The organism is Corallincola platygyrae (assembly GCF_039544265.1).
Classification (GTDB): Bacteria; Pseudomonadota; Gammaproteobacteria; order Enterobacterales; family Neiellaceae; genus Corallincola; species Corallincola platygyrae.
The window spans coordinates 179,439-196,557 of record NZ_BAABLI010000004.1; the positions used below are offsets into that span (position 1 = coordinate 179,439).

Sequence of the window (17,119 nt, forward strand, 5' to 3'; positions counted from 1 at the left end):
CTGATTGATGGCATTAAGTGATTGTTTGTGGTGTGAAAACGCTAGGCTGTTCAGTTCGTGCTCGTATTGTGAGTGATTTATTCACTCGGATAAAGCAATTAGATAGCCTTCTGAGCTGGATGGATGATGGGGTTCACATAAACTTAATCTTAGTTTTGAGCTACCTTTTCACTGTCAACAAAATGTTGACTTAAATTCAATTGTAGACGTATTTATCAATGCCATGTTGGTAACCATACTTGGCCTCGTTCCCCCCTTTCACAACAAACGAGGACACCAAGATGACTGCACTGACACTTTATAGACACCCACTTTCTGGCCATGCCCATCGTGCTGAACTGTTTCTTTCTTTGCTGGGGCTTAACACGGCATTGGTAGATGTTGACCTGGCTAATGGCGAGCATAAGTCGGAAGCCTTTTTGGCAAAAAATAGCTTTGGCCAGGTGCCGGTGCTAATTGATGGCGGTAGTGTGATCGCCGATTCCAATGCGATTTTGGTGTATCTGGCAAAAACCTATGATGACTCAGGGCGCTGGTATCCTGAGTCGCCTTCAGAGGCCGCAGAAATTCAACGCTTTCTTTCTGTCGCATCAGGTCAGGCTGCTTCTGGACCGGCTGCCGCTCGGCTAGTAAATGTGTTTGGTGCTGCGTTGGATCATGAGCGCGCCAAAACGATATCCCATCAATTGCTTGCGGTACTAGAGACTCATCTGAGTGGGCGCAATTGGCTGGTAGGTAGCCATGCAACGATAGCGGATGTGGCTAACTACACCTACATTGCTCATGCACCGGAAGGTGATGTTTCACTCTCTGCGTACCCTCACGTGCGAGCCTGGTTGAAGCGAATTGAGCAACTGTCAGGTTTTGTTCCCATGCAAGCGACAGCGGTTGGTTTAGCTGCTGCCTGATCTTCTACTGACCATAAAGCACCGGACTGTCGATGCCCGGTGCTTTTAGCAACCGAAAATAGTGGCTGCTGGAGTGAATCCCATGACTGTTTCGAAAGTGTCTTCTATTGATGATTATCAGACTCAGCTCGATTCCCCCTTTCATCGCGGTGAGCAGTGGATCCAATCTAAACTAGGTGTGCGTGAACAGATGGAACGCTTTGGCAAACGAGTGATCAGGGACCATATGCCCGATCAGCACCGAGCGTTTTATCAACAGCTTCCCTTTGTCCTGGCCGGACATCAGGATCTACAGGGTGATGTTTGGGCATCCATGGTGTTTGGTGAGCCAGGTTTTATCGAGGCGTCTTCATCAAAGTCGCTGGCGTTAAGCTCGCTTCCCGTAGAAGGGGATCCACTTCGACATAGCTTGATGCAGTCAGCGAATAAGCCGCTGGCCGTTGGTTTGCTGGGCATCGAATTGCCAACCCGGCGTCGTAACCGTTTATCCGCGCATCTGCATCAACAAGATACTAATGGCTGGCAATTGGAAGTAGACCAGACCTTTGGTAACTGTCCGCAATATATCCAGTCGCGAGAGCTGCTCTGGCTGCCTGAAAATAGTCGCAATGCGCCAGAGGTTTCATCTATTAGTGAGCTTGACGTTGCTGCCCGAGAGCTGATTAGCAGGGCTGATACCTTTTTTGTTGCCAGCGCGACAGCTGGCATCAATGACAGGCCAAATAGTGCTGAACTGCAGCCCCAACACCAAGCTGCACAAGGTGCCGATGTGTCTCATCGGGGCGGTCAGCCAGGGTTTGTTCATGTTGCAGATGATGGCACTCTGACTATCCCTGACTTCTCGGGTAACAACCACTTTAATACCTTTGGCAATCTGATTGAGAACCCCAGCGCCGGGCTGCTGTTTGTTGATTTTGAGCGAGGTGATCTGCTGATGCTGACGGGTGATACCGAAATCATATGGAACACAGATGACCCTAAGCTGCCTTTGCAGGCAAAACACTTCAGCCATGCCGATCGCTTCTGGCAATTTAAAACCAAGCGGGGGATCTGGTTAAGATCTGTGTTGCCATTTCGCTGGGGAAAGCCTATTGCATCGCCTAATAGTCAGCTCACCGGCAGTTGGTCACAGGCAACAGCGAGTCTGAATGCGAGCCAGCAGGCAAACAAATGGCATTCATTCACCATTGCAAAAGTTATTGAAGAGTCACCGCAGATACGTTCGCTTTACCTGATGCCACCCGAGGGGATACAGCCAACGTTTTTGCCGGGGCAGCATATTACTGTCAAGCAGGTGATTGACGAGCTGCCGGTCATTCGCACTTACACGGTCTCAAGTGCCCCTGAAGATCCACTCATACGTATCAGTGTGAAACGAGAGATCCGAGACGATGGCCTGCCAGGGCAGATGTCCGCTGCACTACACCAGTTGCAGTCAGGGGCGGTGCTGTCAGTCAAACTGCCACGAGGGCAATTCTACCTTGATTACCAGGACTCTCGCCCTGCGGTATTGCTAAGCGCCGGCATCGGCATCACACCTATTTTGTCGATGGCTCGACACTGGTTTAACCAAGGCTTCAGAAATCGCCAAATGCGGCCTTTAACGGTGATCTGTAGTGTCCGAAATCTGCGGCAACGAGCGTTCTACCAAGAGCTGATGACACTGGCAGAGCACTCTGGCGGCATGATCCGGGTGTTCTGGGTTTTAAGCCAGCCAGAGGCAGAGGCGCAGCTTGGTTTTGATGCAAAAAGTGATTTTCAGTACCAGGGGCATATCGACAAAGCCTTTCTCGAGGCTGTATTGCCGCTGGATGACTACCGGTTTTATCTGTGCGGGCCCACTGGTTACATGCAAACCACTTACGAGTTGCTGCTCGAGTTGGGTGTGGCAGATGACAGTATCAAAGCGGAAGCGTTTGGTCCGTCTTCTATCAAACGGCAGGTAGCGGCAACTTCATCAGCCGGTGACACGGGAAACCACCTCTCTCAGCCCGAGCAAGCCGAACTAGCGAGAGAAGCGATCGTTGAATTTACTGGTACGGGTGTTGAACAAGCTTGGACACCCGAGCAGGGAACACTTCTGGAGTTTGCCGAGGCTCATGGTTTAACACCAGCGTTCAGTTGTCGTAACGGTCAATGTGGTGCCTGTCGCGCCCAATTAGTTGGAGGAGAGGTGATCTACGAGACGCAGCCCGGCGCAGCTCATGAAAACAATGAGGTGCTGCTGTGTTGTGCCAAACCTGCGGCAGCAGAAAGCCCTGACGAGATGCCAACATTAGCGATTGAACTCCTGTAAAGGCCAAGAGCTATCCGAAACGAGGCCAATAGTTTTGTGACGAAATAGGAGCTTCTGCACCAAAACAGGCCAATCAATAGTGATGACTGTCACATAAAGTTAACAGTAAAAAACCGCTCAAAAATTAGTAAGTGCTGTTACTAAAGTTAACAAAATAGTATATTCGCTCTAAAGGTGTTCACACTTATGCAACATAAGGCTGATCCAAAAATGGGTCAGCTTTTTATTGTTTGTTATTGGAGTTAGTCGATTGGTTCACCCCCTGTATAGACCAATCGAAGTGGGAGCAGTGCAGTCACGCTGCCTTAGCTAACTTTTGGGTTATCCGGCGAAAGATCGGCGCCCTGATTAAACTACGTCCTTCGGAGAGATTATCTCGTGTTACAAATTAAGAAGAGTGCGGTTGCCTTTGCTGTGCAGCTGGCGGTTGCTACATCCATGTCATCGCTTGCGTTTCAGGTAAGTGCTGAAGAGCAGGATCAAGAGCAGGTTGAAGAGAGCAAGCTTGAAGTCATTCAAGTGACTGCACGTAAGCGTGTTGAAAATGCTCAGGAAGTACCAGTAGCGATCAGTGCGCTGCAGGGTGAAACCCTTGATGCTTTGAACTCGGGTGCAATGGATATTCGTTTCATGAATGCCCGTACACCAAGTTTGACTATCGAATCTTCATTCGGTCGTACTTTCCCACGTTTCTATATGCGTGGCCTGGGTAACTCTGACTTCGATTTGAACGCTTCTCAGCCAGTATCTCTGGTGGTTGACGATATCGTTCAGGAAAACCCAATCCTCAAAGGCTTCCCTGTATTCGACGTACAACGTATCGAAACGCTGCGTGGTCCTCAGGGCACTCTGTTCGGCCGTAATACGCCTGCGGGTCTGGTGAAGTTCGAATCAGTGAAGCCATCTCAGGATTTCGACGCCTTTGCATCAGCCTCATACGGTAGCCACAACACCAGCGACATCCGCGCTGCACTTGGTGGCGGCCTGACAGATGAGCTGTCTGCTCGTATCTCTGTTCTGCATCAGAACCGTGATGACTACATCGACAACCGCGCGCCTGGCTTCGAGCAAGATGAAGTACTTGGCGGTTACACCGACAAAGCGATGCGTCTGCAGCTGTTGTGGGAAGGCGATGACTTCAATGCCTTGCTCAACTACCACATGCGCGACCTCGACGGTAAGCCGGTCACTTTCTACGGTAACGGCATCAAGAAAGGCAGTAACGATCTTGGCGGTGAAGGCTGGGATGGTCGTGACACTGTATTCCACGATTCTGCCAGCCGTGCAGACCAGCAGGTTGAGACTGAAGGTTACAGCCTGAAGCTGGAGTGGGAACTGGGCGACTACACGCTGACTTCTATCAGTGGCGTAGAAAAAGCTGAACTGTTCTCACGTGCCGATGTTGACGGCGGTTACGGTGCTAACTGGGCCGCTGATTGCTGTGGCGTACCCACTGGCCCAGGTTCAATCGCATTCGATTCAGAAACCTCAGACGGTATCCCAGACCACGAGCAGTTCACTCAGGAAATTCGTCTGGCCAGTAACTTCGATGGCAACATCAACTATCAAGTGGGTGTTTTCTATTTCGACGAAGACCTGACTATCGAAAGCTTCGCTTACGATCCAATTTTCTCTAACGGTGATGTGACTGGTCACGTTAAGCAGTGGCAGGAAACCACGGCTTGGGCGGTTTTCGGCTCAGTTGATTTTGACGTGACCGACCGTCTGCAGGTGACTGCCGGTATGCGCTACTCTGATGACGACAAAGAGTACCGTAATGAGCGTTTCATGAGCCCACTGTCTCAGTTCGGTGCGCCTGATTCTGTGACTGGTGAAGTTAACCCAAGCGATACCCACGTGAGCTGGGACCTGAGCGCGACTTACCAGTACAACGACGATATGAACTTCTACGGTCGTATCGCTGATGGTTTCCGTGCGCCAAGTGTACAGGGCCGTAACCTGTTCGCATTCGACGATGGTATCTCCGTTGCCGATTCAGAAACCATTCTGTCTGCAGAGCTGGGTGTGAAGAGCGATGTATTGGATGGCCGTGGTCGTGTAAACGCTGCTGTTTTCTACTTCACCATGGATGACCAGCAGCTGACCTCTGTCGGTGGTGACAGCAACACTGCACGCCTGTTGAACGCTGACGAAACTGAAGGCTATGGCTTCGAACTAGACGCTGAGTTCATCGTCACTGACAACCTGTTTGTTACCTTCAGCTCAAGCTACAACCACACTGAAATTAAAGATGGCAGCTTGTCTGTACCATTGTGTGCTAACTGCGAAGTAACTGACCCGGTGGTTGATGGCCGTGCCATGATCGACGGTAACAGCCTGCCTCACGCGCCGGAGTGGATCCACACCTTTACTGCTCGTTGGTCTCAGGACCTGGGTGATGGTGAGTTCTACGTATTCACTGATTGGTCATACCGTGACGAAATCAATTTCTTCCTGTATGAGTCAACCGAGTTTACTGGTGAGTCTCTGCTCGAAGGTGGTGTAAGAACTGGTTATATGTGGGAAACCGACACTAACGCCTATGAAGTTGCTTTGTTCGTTCGTAACCTGACTGACGAACAGCAAGCGATTGGCGCGGTTGACTTCACTAACAACGCCGCCATCGTTAACGAAGAGCGTTTCTTCGGCGGTGAGATCAAAGTTAGCTTCTTCTAAGCGCTAACCTTGTTCACGCACGAACTCCAGGGCTGCTAACGTGGTCCTGGAGTTTAGTCGTTTTAATAGATACATATTTTTGTGTTCTGCCTAATGGGGGAACACGCAGGAAATCATAGCGTTATGAGCGTCTTCATCAGTTTAGTTGGGATCCTCTGTCTGCTGGGCATCGCCTACCTGTTCTCTACCAACCGCCGGGCAATCAACTGGCGAACGGTAGGCGGAGCGTTTGCTATTCAGGCAAGTTTGGGTGCGTTTGTGCTTTATGTACCGTTCGGTCAAACGGTTCTCGAAGCCATTAGCAGCGGCGTACAGGCGGTTATCGACAGCGCACAGGCCGGTATCACGTTTATGTTTGGTGGCCTGGTCAGTGACAAAATGTACGAGGTATTTGGTGGCGCGGGCTTTATCTTCGCCATTCGCGTACTGCCCATCATCGTATTCTTCTCGTCACTGATCGCCGTACTCTATTACCTCGGCATTATGCAGTGGGTGATCCGCATTATCGGCGGCGGCCTGCAGAAAGTGCTGAAAACCAGTCGTCCCGAATCCATGTCAGCTACCGCCAATATCTTTGTTGGCCAGGCGGAAGCGCCGCTTGTGGTAAAACCCTTTATTCCGACTATGACTCAATCTGAACTGTTCGCCATTATGGTGGGCGGCCTGGCCTCAGTGGCGGGCACGGTGTTGGGTGGTTACGCCAGTTTAGGTGTCGAGCTGAAATACCTGATCGCCGCCAGCTTTATGGCTGCACCGGGTGGACTGCTGATGGCCAAAATCATTATGCCGGAAACCTCAACGCCAGCAGATTCAATGGACGTGACAGAATCAGAAAGCAAAGAACACGTTAACGTGATTGACGCCGCCGCAGCGGGGGCGTCTTCAGGCATGCAGCTGGCACTCAATGTGGGTGCCATGCTGATGGCCTTCATCGCCTTGATCGCGCTTATTAACACTCTGTTCGGCTTTGTTGGTGGTTATTTCGGCGCGCCTGACCTGACTATGCAGTCTATATTGGGCTACGTTTTTGCCCCGCTGGCATTTTTGATCGGCATCCCATGGGAAGAGTCCTTTATGGCCGGTTCCTTTATTGGCCAAAAGCTGATCGCTAACGAGTTTGTCGCCTACATCGACTTCATCAATGTGCGCGAACAGTTGTCGGCACAAAGTCAGGCGATCATTACCTTTGCGCTATGTGGTTTTGCCAACCTGTCATCCATTGCCATTTTGATTGGTGGCCTCGGTGCCATGGCGCCCACACGCCGTCATGACATTGCGCGTATGGGGCTGTTGGCGGTATTAGCTGGATCACTGTCTAACCTGATGAGCGCGGCATTTGCCGGCCTGTTTTTGGCACTGTAAACACTTAAGTAAACTCTTGTTAGCATGACATTGCAGGCGGGCAATAGTGAGATTAAAATTGCCCGCTCTGCACGCATGCAGACGCGGTTACATGGATGTTTGTTGGGGTGCTACCGGAAATAGCTGCATATTTCGTGGCTATTCTTATCACCCACTATAGCCTGCCTTCGTCGTTTTTCAGCGACAGTGGGGCGGCGCTATCTCTTGTCTCTTCACGGAACCAAGTCCGCCACGTTAACCAGATTTTTCCGATGACGGGATAGATTGTCGGATAGATCGGTTGTTACACGTGTTTCATCTATATTTTTAACTCAGGGCGACACGCCTTGTTTTTGTTGAGAGATAACTCATGACTGATCTGCAGCAAACTGCACGACATGCCATCTCGATGATGGACCTGACCACACTGAACGACGACGATACCGACGCCAAAGTTGTGGCTCTGTGTCATCAGGCAAAAAGTCCTGCGGGTAACACCGCCGCCGTGTGTATCTATAAGCAGTTTATTCCTGCTGCCAAACAGGCATTAGCAGAGCAGGGCACACCTGATATTAAGATTGCCACAGTAACCAACTTCCCCCACGGCAATGACGACGTAGACGCCGCAGTTGCTGAAACAGAACACGCCGTGGCACTGGGTGCTGACGAAGTAGACGTGGTGTTTCCATATCGCGCACTTATCGCCGGTAATGAAGCCGTTGGAGCGGAGCTGGTCAGTCGGTGCAAAGCGGCGTGCGCAGACAAGGCGCATTTAAAAGTCATTATCGAAACCGGTGAGCTTAAAACCGAAGCGCTGATCAGCAAGGCCAGCCATATCGCCATTGAAGCCGGCGCAGACTTTATCAAAACCTCTACCGGCAAAGTGCCGGTAAACGCCACGCTGGAATCTTGCCGCATCATGCTCGAAGCGATTAAAGCCTCAGGCAAACCTGTGAAGTTCAAACCAGCAGGTGGCGTACGTACTGCGGAAGACGCCCGAGCGTTTATCGCCGTGGCATCTGAGATCATGGGCGCTGACTGGGTCAACAAACAGAACTTCCGCTTTGGTGCCTCTAGCTTGTTGGGTAACCTGCTCGATACGCTGGGCCTGGCGGCTGATGGAGCCGCAAACTCAAAGGCTAACTCAAACCCAGCTAGTTACTAAGGAGTCGCCAGATGAAACGTGCGGTTATCCTGGTACTGGATTCTTTTGGCATCGGCGCTACGCCAGACGCAGCAGACTTTGGTGACGAAGGCTCAGACACCTTCGGTCATATCGCTGAGCAGTGTGCGAGTGGCGAATTGGGCCGTGGCCCGATCGCATTACCGAACCTGGCCAAAATGGGGTTGTACCATGCCCACCGTGATAGCACCGGCGCTTTCGCGGCGGGTGTTCTCCCGGCTGGGGAAGAGCAAGCCATAGAGCCTATCGCTGCTTACGGTTATGCCAAAGAGCTTTCTTCCGGCAAAGACACCCCCAGTGGCCATTGGGAGATGGCGGGCGTGCCCGTATTGTTTGAGTGGGGCTATTTCAAAAACAAGCAAAACAGCTTCCCGAAGGCATTAATCGATGCCTTTATCGAGCTCGCAGGCATTCCCGGTATTTTGGGCGACTGCCATAGCTCAGGCACAGTGATCCTCGATCAGCTAGGCGAAGAGCATATGCGTACCGGCAAGCCGATTGTTTATACCTCCGCCGACAGCGTATTTCAGATCGCCTGTCACGAAGATACCTTTGGCCTGGAACGCCTTTACGAACTGTGTGAAATCGCCCGTGAGCTGCTCGATGAATACAATATCGGCCGCGTGATCGCCCGTCCGTTTGTGGGCGACAACCCCGAAACATTTGAGCGCACCGCCAATCGCCGAGATTATTCAGTGCTACCACCTTCACCGACCTTGCTGGACAAACTTAGCCAGGACGGCGGTGAAGTGATCTCCGTGGGTAAGATCTCCGATATCTTTGCCCATCAGGGCGTGACTCAGAAGATCAAAGCCTCAGGCATTGATGGCTTGTTTAATGCCACGCTGCAGGCACTGCAAGGCGCAAAAGATCGCTCACTGGTGTTCAGCAACTTTGTTGATTTTGACTCCAGTTTCGGCCACCGCCGCAACGTACGTGGGTATGCCGATGCGCTTGAACAGTTCGACCAACTGTTACCGCAACTGCTGGACAAGTTGGGCGAAGACGACGTGCTGCTGATTACTGCCGACCATGGTTGCGATCCCACATGGCAGGGGACAGACCATACCCGTGAACATGTACCCGTGCTGGTGTATGGCAAAAACATCAAAGCAGGCGCACTTGGCCAACGGGAAACATTCGCCGATATGGGCCAGTCTCTGGCCAGCTTTTTCGGCCTGCCACCGATGGAATACGGCACCAGTTTTCTATCGCCAGTTAGCAACTAGAGTAGCTCGTTAATTTGGCCTGGAACAAATACGACTTAAAGCTAGCTGGAACCAACAACGAACAAGATTAAAAAACAGCCCCAAACGGCTGACAAAAGTATTAAAGAGGAAGAAGAGATGGCAACGCCACACATCAACGCCAAACCTGGAGATTTCGCAGAAACGGTCCTGTTCCCTGGTGACCCACTGCGCGCTAAATTTATCGCCGAAACGTTCTTGGAAGACGCACGTTTGGTGACCGACGTACGTAATATGTTTGGTTACACCGGCACTTATAAAGGCAAGCCGGTTTCTGTGATGGGCTCAGGTATGGGCATTCCCTCTTGCTCTATCTATGCCAAAGAGCTGATCACCGAATACGGCGTAAAAAACCTGATCCGCGTGGGTAGCGCAGGCGCTATCAGTACCGACGTAAAAGTACGTGATGTGGTAGTCGCTATGGGCGCCTGTACCGACTCAGGCGTAAACCGCACTCGCTTCAAAGGCTACGACTTTGCCGCGATTTCCAGCTACAAGCTGCTGCGCCAAGTCGTCGACTCAGCTGAAAAACTGAAGTACCCCGTGAAGATCGGTAACTGCTTCTCTGCCGACCTGTTCTACACCCCAGACGTTGAGATGTTCGACGTGATGGAAAAAATGGGCGTACTGGCCGTTGAGATGGAAGCCGCAGGTCTTTACGGCGTCGCTGCCGAATTCGGCGCAAATGCGCTGGCGGTACTGACTATCTCAGACCATATCCGTACTGGTGAGGCCACCTCGTCTGACGAACGTCAAACCAGCTTCCGCGATATGATGGAGATTACGCTGGAGTCGCTGCTGTAATAGCTAAGGCAGGCGAGGGTGCAGATGCAGATGCTCCGGCAAATGAGCATCACGAGAGTGAGAAAGCCACCCATTTGGGTGGCTTTTTTGTACTTGGTTATACAAGGTTCAGGCTTTGTTTCGACGTTGCATACTGAGCCAAAAACTGTGAAACATTTTCATTTAGCATTGAATTTATTAGAAAAAATATAGGTATAGATAGCTAACTCTATCTGTTTACTTCGTTCTACAAAATGCTATAAAGCCTTTTCACTCACTCAATAACAAGGATGTTAGTCATGCGAGAATCTCATCGCGCGGTTACAAACTCTTATGATCAGTTCAGGGAAGATGCTCGTGCGGTTGCCATGCAAGCACTGTCCCCTCAACTTCAAGAGCATGTCAGTCTGAAAGGCATTGATGCTCAAGAAAGGGCCATTGCTGGAACTTGGGAGATGCATTCAAACAGAAGCCCAGATGCTGAATGGTCGTGGGAAGAAGGTGTTAGTGGTTATAAGTTCAGGCATCCAAAGCAGTTTGACCTAGCGATTTGGAGTACCGGACAGCTTTGCGGCCTTAGCATAGGTAAACCCACCTTCTCAGGTGATAAAATGCGGTTAGATGTCATTGAGCGCTCGCCTTTGCACAATTTGTTGAAGGGAGAGGTGACGAGTATCTCAATCACTGCTTTTCTTACATATGCTGAATCGATTGGGGCAAATCAACTTCGAATCATGCGCCCATTGAATGAGGATTTGGTTAGGTTTTATCAAGGCTTTGGTTTCACTTTGTATCGTGGTAAAGCCAGCAACGTGCCTACTCATTTATGGTTAAACCTGTAGTTGAAGTTGGACAAACACAATGAATGAAGAAACTAGACCCGAGCCGGGAACGCCCGAATTTAGGGAATGGCTACTAGAGAAGGTTAAACCGTTTGCGGACCAACTCTTCAATGCTGAAAAGCCAGAAGGCTTTGAAGAAGATGGTTATATTGCAGGGCCAACTAAAGGCGAAAAACTCACGCCGGAAAAATCTGTTGCGGAAGATGTAGCTATCGACAAAGCGCATAAGCGGGCGCATTTAAAGGTAGAGAAATAAACAGCACTTACAGAATAGCGTGCAAACAAAAAGGCCACCCTTGCAGGTGGCCTTTCCTATTACGTGACACCTACCGGCTTAAGTTACTTTGAATTAGCGCTTTCGTAGTATTTAGTTCTTCTGCGAGTCGTCCCATTGGAAATCCTTCTTGCTCCATAGCTTCCACATCTTTGATGTTCTTATCAAGGTAGCTAATAGCCGCTGAATAACTCACATAGCGATAGTCGAGTTCTTCGGCGGGATTTACGGGAAATGCTTTCTCAACCTCAGACTTCGCAAGCTCCCGATAAACAACAACTTTGACTGGATATTGTTTTGGTCTTGAGTCTCCATGAGGTTGCCATTGGTACCACTCAACTCCAAGCAAAGAGCCGCTCATACTTGGAGGACCAAAAGCTGAATATGGTAGAACATATGTGTATTCAGCTGGCTCGACCTCACTACATGAGGTAAGAAGCAGGGTAGATAGAATCAGCAGAGCACTCGGCAGTTGCATAATGATTTGCTCCTGCCTCTTAATGTGTTACCTGGATCTTATGTTTTTCAACAAAGCTCTCTGATTTAAAGCTTCCTATCAAAGTGCCCATGGCTAATGAAAATACAATGAGGAAGCAAAGCGCCCCTGCATGTGGGATTGAGAACTTCGTGTGTTTCCACAACGGATAACTGGCAGCAAGTGCGAGAGCTACAGCGCTGTACTTGTTCCACATAAAGAAAAATACGATCTCAAATACCCAAATCGACTCTTTTGACTTAAAGCTTTGTAGCCCCAGCCATGCATAGCCCATAGCCCATAGCCCATAGCCAATCCCACACCAACGACAAATGCTAGTAACGCATAGAGGACAGAATGCCCTGAGTAAACGGCTGTGTACCAGAGGTAAATTGAATACCCTGTCGCAGTTAGCCAGAGCATGAGTAGCGGTAAAATGACGAGTCCCATTTATCTTCCTTGATGATGGTGTGTTTTGTTGAGATTTAGAGCATCTCAAATTCTTTCTTGATCGTAAGGGCTTTTCTCTTCAGTGCCAATCTCATTTACTCTTCGATGTCTGTGCGATTTGCGAAATGAGCCGATTAGGAGTTATTATCGGCTCACTTGGTGAGTCGAATGGGTGGTCTAATCGGCTCAAGTCTTAACAAGCTTTTTACCCTGAGGCTCGAATGGCGCAGATGTGGATATGGCAAGCGGATGCTTGGCCTAAGTTCTCCTGGCAAGCGGAATCTATCTTGCCAAAGGTCAGGGCTGTCTACCGTAAACAGGGGATCTTGCTGGGCAAAACTTCTGTTGAAGCAAATTCGTCTGAACATACGCTAAACATATTGCTGTCAAACATACTTGCTTCTTCGGCGATCGAGAACGAGCAACTAAATGTTCAATCTGTTCGTTCTTCGTTAGCCCGTCGGATGGGGATATTAGAAGAGGCACCTTACCCGACATCTTATAGATCTGAGGGTGTTGCGGCGATGATGTTGGATGCTTTGGACAATCTTAAACAGCCACTGTCGACGGCACGTTTGTTTCAGTGGCACAGTTGGTTGTTTCCAGCCAATGAATTATCAATGCAGCCTATCAGAGTAGGGCAATTGCGTGGCCCCGAGCCAATGCAGGTGGTGTCTGGTCGGTTAGATAGTCCCGTCGTACACTTTGAGGCGCCGCCTCGGCAAGGGTTAGAGGGACAACTTCAGAATTTTGTCGAGTGGTTCAACCAAAGCCGTGATGATGAGTTGCTTGATCCTTTGTTACGCTCGGCACTTTGTCACCTCTGGTTTGTGACCTTGCATCCGTTCGATGATGGCAACGGGCGTATTACGCGGGCATTAACCGATATGGCATTGGCGCAAGCGGATAGTCAAAGCATTCGTCTGTATGCAATGTCTGTGGCGATTTTAAATGATCGTTCTGGCTACTACCGTATTTTGGAGCAGACTCAAAAAGGAACTCTGGATATAACAGCCTGGCTTGAGTGGTTTTTGGATACGCTGAACGATGCCTTAGATTCCTCGTTGCTGGCGATTGAACGAACCATTGCAAAGACTCGCTTCTGGCAAAAGTTCAGAGAGTCTGGGTTCCATCCTGCGCAAGCAAAGGTGTTAAACCGGTTATTGGATGGCGGCGAAAAAGGCTTTGAAAATGGTATTAATGCCAGCCAGTATCAAAAAGTGGCGAAGGTCAGTAAAGCGACAGCAACGCGGCATCTGACCGAGTTGCTGGATAAAGGCGCGATTGAGAAGATGGCCGGCGGCGGCCGTAGTACCCGATATCAAATTAAGCTGAGTGACTAGTGGGGGGGCAGTTCTCTTTTGAACGAGGCTGAGGACTTTACTCCCTACAGCAGTGATCTGCGGGTAGAGGTATAAAAATAGTCGTCGCGTGCTCCAACGTTATCTCACCACTTCGTGGCTAGGTTGAATCCCCTTATAGACCCAGCTCAAAAAGGTGTTTTGGAGGGATTGTACTCAGGGCCATTCATGGCCCTGACCCTGCGGGCGCTTTGCGGTACAAAACGTTCCTGACGTTTTGTGAACCCCTTCGAGGGCTCTGCACCCGCCGAATACCACACAAACAAAAAGGCCACCCTTGCGGGTGGCCCTTTTTTGTTTGGTGGAGCCGGGGGGATTGATTCGCGGCGTTGCCGCTCCCCTGCGGGCCGTCGTCGCAGGCTCCGACGTTATCTCACCACTTCGTGGTTCGGTTGAACCCCCTACGGGGTTTCAACCTCCAAACTGCAACCAATAAAAAACCCCATGCCTAATGGCACAGGGTTTGTTATTGGTGGAGCCGGGGGGATTTGAACCGGACTCGTAGATATTTGAAATACCATGGATTAATTCCTTAGAAATCGTTCGCGTGTTGCTTCTTGTGTTGCTAAAGACTGACGTTGGAAAATAGTTTTAAGGAACAATAATAAAAAGTTTGTGCATGTTCATTTTATTTTGGAGCTAAGCTTGACTAGTACTTCAGTGTTCAATGTTGTGTCTCTCAGACCCATTGCTAGTCTAGGTGCTATTATTTATTCGCACAATCAGTTGCTCTGACCAAATCAACTGAAATTTCTTAGACCAAACGTGAGAGCCTCGCGGCCCTCTTGAAAATTGATATGGAGGTCCTCTATGGAAAAGCATAACAAAATTGCTCGTCAATGCGATATAAGTGACAGACTGGCACGGATTGAGGAGGAAATTGAAAAACTTACTTTTTACAAATTTTATCAGGCGAGTGATTATAAAAGAGAGTCCATTGATGAAATATCTTCTTATGACGCGACAGCCACTCGATATATAAAGTCCACCAGTGAAGGCTGGGTGACAGTGTTAATCAATGGGGTGCGGACTTCCTTGCCAAGTGGTTTGCAAGTTACTCTTGGCGCGACTAGTGGTGGACGCGATTATGGTGTAATCCTAGAAGGAACTCTATCAGGAAAGAAATTCGATGTTATCGCAGGTTATCTCGATGTGAGTTATAGCCGTGGAAATTCCTTGCAAGCCAAAGTTGTAAAAAACCAGGCTGGCGCAGTTACTGTCGACGGCATATCTTATGATAGGGAGTTGCACCTTTCGTATAAGACCAATGGCACAAGTAAGAAGGCGGGTCCTTTTTTGGTCAAAACCGACTCTGCAAACCCAATTCCAAAAGGCAAGCATGCGATCGAACTTCCTGATTACCCTCATTATTTGGGGGCCAGATATGGTGCATTTGGAACCGTCTGGTTTCGTATTGGGAATACGGGTGACAGATACATACATCCCGGTCGAGAATCGGAAGGATGCCTGACTTGCGCTCCATCATCTTGGGCCGATATATATCAGATAATGCATATATGTCGGGCCTCCGGAAAGACGGATGTTGGTGTGTTGGACTTTACTTGAAGAAGATCTCTAGAGCCCTTCCATTAGACAACTGAACGAGATATTAAAGGCCTAGGATTGAGTCTATTTTCTGGCTCTTTAGATTAGTGTGTTCAAATGGGTTTTACCTCAATTAGATTTAAGACGCAATTGCTTCTCAATATCCCCAAACGATATCACTCCAGATCCGCTCAGGCTTATGCCCATACCCCAGAGAAAACCTTTTATATAACTTTCAGTACCTCCCCAAGTGTCCGCTCCTGCCCACAGAAGCGAGTAGCCAGACAACCCCGCTACCAAGAAAAAGACTAGATAATGCACCAGGCTAACTACAGCGAGGCCAATAATAACTCGAATACGGCTGGTCTTGAAACTCTCAGGAGAAAATGCTCTGCCAGTGCTAGCTGCCATGTGCACTGCAGTCACTGCATTATTCGTGTCTTTCTTAAATTGCTCAACAGATTGTATGTCGACCATCTGGCTCATAAAATCATCACGCGCTTTAATCAAAGCATTAATAAGATCACTATTCTCACTGCCTTCGAAGTATTTTCGTAACCAATTTACGGTATTCTCTGCCAAGCCAGAGACCAAAGTGGCTTGGTCATTTATTGAATCAGGTTTATGTACCCGAGCGCGTGCTAAAGCATCAAAATGGCTGCGTACAAAACTCAACAACTTCAGCTGTTCCGCGTCCAATTTGCCACTGGAAGTCATGCGGCGGACCGAATCCTCTAGCCAGACCGCAGCGTCTAAAACCATTCTGGTGAACACTAAGTTTGGCTTAACTGTAACTACAAGCACTCGCAACCCATATGTTACGAAAACACCAGCCGCGACAAAAAGAACTGCCAACCAAAGAGACTCTTTTAGAAATAGTTTCGCTGCCGCTTCGACTTGGCGTCCACCAGGAACATCAACTTTTACAGTGACGATCGGCTCAAGCGGAGTATTTGACGAGACATGGCTCTGATTGATGTTTTTTAAAAGAATGTCAAGGTGCGTAGGTGAGTCGCCTGTAATAACGGGTAAGGTCATGCCTGTACACTCGTGCTCAGAGCCATCCGTCATATCTAACACTCTACAAGGAATGCCCTGAGTATTGATGATCAACCGACCCCCAAGGGCGGGACTGTTAGTCTTAGCTCTTATATTCAAAGGAATTCTATAGGTATTGTCACCGAACTCTGATAAGCGTATTACTAGTTTTTCCTCGGGCAAATCAATTTCTACCATCTCCTCCAGAGGCTTGAGTTCATATCGAATTGTGTAAACGCCGTTTATGGGCGTTTCATCGCCATTAGGTGCATAAACCAATGCCTCCCAATACAATGAATAGTCACCTGCATAATCCATGTTTATTTGCGTATATATGGTTGAGGTTGTGCGCCAACCCAGCTCCGTATCACCAAATGAATAACTGCAGTCTGCTACAAGCACCTCATTGAGATGGCAAATTAAGGACGGATTGCTGTTGTTTGGTTTGATGACGACCGTGAACCTGAGACTCTTTACTGTGTATTTTCCACTCAATGTCCAAGTAACCTTATGAGTAGGCTCATTCACGGTATTGCTGGGAACTAGTGGTGTAGGCGTAAAGGCCGGCGATGCATGTGCCTGCTCTGCAGCGAACACTCCTACAAATGCTACTAGCATAGCCAAAAAACGAACTGTTCTACGTTCCCTTAATTCAGCCCAGCAACGCCTTGTTGAAGTCATGATATGTTTACCCATGATT

13 protein-coding genes are annotated in these 17,119 nt (G+C 49.3%); 11 read left to right on the forward strand and 2 right to left on the reverse strand.

The genetic code is table 11. The annotated features are described in order from the left end of the window. Nucleotides 1–281 precede the first annotated feature (281 nt). From ABEA14_RS01520 to ABEA14_RS01560, 9 genes are all read left to right on the forward strand, one after another. Entirely contained in the window at nt 282–908 is a 627-nt protein-coding gene (locus tag ABEA14_RS01520; protein WP_345338040.1) for a glutathione S-transferase family protein, read from the forward strand. An 82-nt stretch (nt 909–990) separates the two neighbouring features. Beyond that, nucleotides 991–3,204 carry a 2Fe-2S iron-sulfur cluster-binding protein gene (locus tag ABEA14_RS01525; RefSeq protein ID WP_345338041.1) on the forward strand — a complete coding sequence of 738 codons (2,214 nt, stop codon included), beginning with the start codon at nt 991–993 and terminating at the stop codon, nt 3,202–3,204. 378 nt (nt 3,205–3,582) lie between these two features. Then, complete coding sequence (locus ABEA14_RS01530) at nt 3,583–5,880, forward strand: TonB-dependent receptor (protein ID WP_377776172.1); 2,298 nt, start codon at nt 3,583–3,585, stop codon at nt 5,878–5,880. Nucleotides 5,881–6,003: 123 nt separating this feature from the next. Next, on the forward strand, nt 6,004–7,242 hold the full coding sequence (locus tag ABEA14_RS01535) for a NupC/NupG family nucleoside CNT transporter (RefSeq protein WP_345338042.1): 1,239 nt from the start codon (nt 6,004–6,006) through the stop codon (nt 7,240–7,242). Between the two features lie 349 nt (nt 7,243–7,591). Then, nucleotides 7,592–8,386 carry a deoxyribose-phosphate aldolase gene (gene deoC / locus ABEA14_RS01540; RefSeq protein WP_345338043.1) on the forward strand — a complete coding sequence of 265 codons (795 nt, stop codon included), beginning with the start codon at nt 7,592–7,594 and terminating at the stop codon, nt 8,384–8,386. Nucleotides 8,387–8,397: 11 nt separating this feature from the next. After that, nucleotides 8,398–9,633 (forward strand): phosphopentomutase, encoded by a 1,236-nt coding sequence (locus tag ABEA14_RS01545; protein ID WP_345338044.1) that lies wholly within the window; start codon nt 8,398–8,400, stop codon nt 9,631–9,633. A 117-nt stretch (nt 9,634–9,750) separates the two neighbouring features. Beyond that, entirely contained in the window at nt 9,751–10,455 is a 705-nt protein-coding gene (gene deoD, locus ABEA14_RS01550) for a purine-nucleoside phosphorylase (RefSeq protein WP_345338046.1), read from the forward strand. A gap of 278 nt (nt 10,456–10,733) precedes the next feature. Then, a complete protein-coding gene (locus ABEA14_RS01555; protein ID WP_345338047.1) occupies nt 10,734–11,276 on the forward strand; it encodes a hypothetical protein in 543 nt (180 codons plus the stop codon). Nucleotides 11,277–11,295: 19 nt separating this feature from the next. Next, nucleotides 11,296–11,532 (forward strand): hypothetical protein, encoded by a 237-nt coding sequence (locus tag ABEA14_RS01560; RefSeq protein ID WP_345338048.1) that lies wholly within the window; start codon nt 11,296–11,298, stop codon nt 11,530–11,532. 70 nt (nt 11,533–11,602) lie between these two features. Here the strand turns inward: ABEA14_RS01560 and ABEA14_RS01565 are convergent, their stop codons facing one another. Next, the gene (locus ABEA14_RS01565) at nt 11,603–12,028 is read right to left on the reverse strand and encodes a hypothetical protein (protein WP_345338049.1); all 426 of its coding nucleotides are present in this window, start codon (nt 12,026–12,028) and stop codon (nt 11,603–11,605) included. Nucleotides 12,029–12,705: 677 nt separating this feature from the next. On the opposite strand from ABEA14_RS01565, the gene ABEA14_RS01570 reads away from it, so the two are divergent. Next, on the forward strand, nt 12,706–13,818 hold the full coding sequence (locus ABEA14_RS01570) for a Fic family protein (RefSeq protein WP_425557239.1): 1,113 nt from the start codon (nt 12,706–12,708) through the stop codon (nt 13,816–13,818). 828 nt (nt 13,819–14,646) lie between these two features. Further along, complete coding sequence (locus ABEA14_RS01575) at nt 14,647–15,402, forward strand: hypothetical protein (RefSeq protein WP_345338051.1); 756 nt, start codon at nt 14,647–14,649, stop codon at nt 15,400–15,402. 108 nt (nt 15,403–15,510) lie between these two features. Here ABEA14_RS01575 and ABEA14_RS01580 read toward each other — a convergent pair whose 3' ends face one another. Next, complete coding sequence (locus tag ABEA14_RS01580; RefSeq protein ID WP_345338052.1) at nt 15,511–17,115, reverse strand: hypothetical protein; 1,605 nt, start codon at nt 17,113–17,115, stop codon at nt 15,511–15,513. Between the last annotated feature and the right edge of the window lie 4 nt (nt 17,116–17,119).